This is a genomic window from Mycobacterium sp. 1245805.9 (assembly GCF_001672915.1).
Taxonomy (GTDB): domain Bacteria; phylum Actinomycetota; class Actinomycetes; order Mycobacteriales; family Mycobacteriaceae; genus Mycobacterium.
Map to the genome: position 1 here is coordinate 1 of NZ_LZKR01000043.1, position 511 is coordinate 511.

Consider the following 511-nt stretch of genomic DNA (forward strand, 5'->3'; position numbering starts at 1 on the left):
CCCGGCTCACCCTGAACATCGCTGCCACACACCACGATTCGCGGGTCGGCGGGCGCCGGCTGGTGTACGGCGGACACACCATCGGGCTGGCGCTCGCGCAGGCCAGCCCGCTGCTGCCCCAGCTTGACGACGCCGATGTCACGCCCACCATTGTGCGCGCGGCCGGGGCGCGCGACTCAGAAATGCAGCGCGTCGAACCGCCAGTCCAGCACCGGCCGGTCGGGCTCGCCCTCCGCATCGGCGACGGCGTAGACCACCGATCGCAGCCCCAGCACCCCGCCGTGCCCGGTCGGCCGCGCGGTCTCGACGTGCAGTTCGCTGTAGAGGGTGTCGCCCTCGTGCACCGGACCGGTGTGATCGCAGGACTGCCAACCCAGGACCGTCGCGAGGTTGGGCAGCAGCCTGCTGGCCTGCGCGAGCGCCAGCCCGATGGTGTGTCCGCCGTACACCAGCCGGCGCCCGCCGACCCGCGAATCGTGGTGTGTGGCAGCGATGTTCAGGGTGAGCCGGG

Annotated in this window: 2 pseudogenes; one reads left to right on the top strand and one right to left on the bottom strand. The window is 72.4% G+C overall.

Features of this window, described 5'->3' with window-relative positions:
- Window positions 1–125, top strand: a pseudogene (locus A9X00_RS30595) (acyl dehydratase); the annotation flags it as partial.
- A gap of 51 nt (window positions 126–176) precedes the next feature.
- On the opposite strand, the pseudogene A9X00_RS06955 reads toward A9X00_RS30595, so the two are convergent.
- Window positions 177–511: pseudogene (locus A9X00_RS06955) on the bottom strand (acyl dehydratase); the annotation flags it as partial.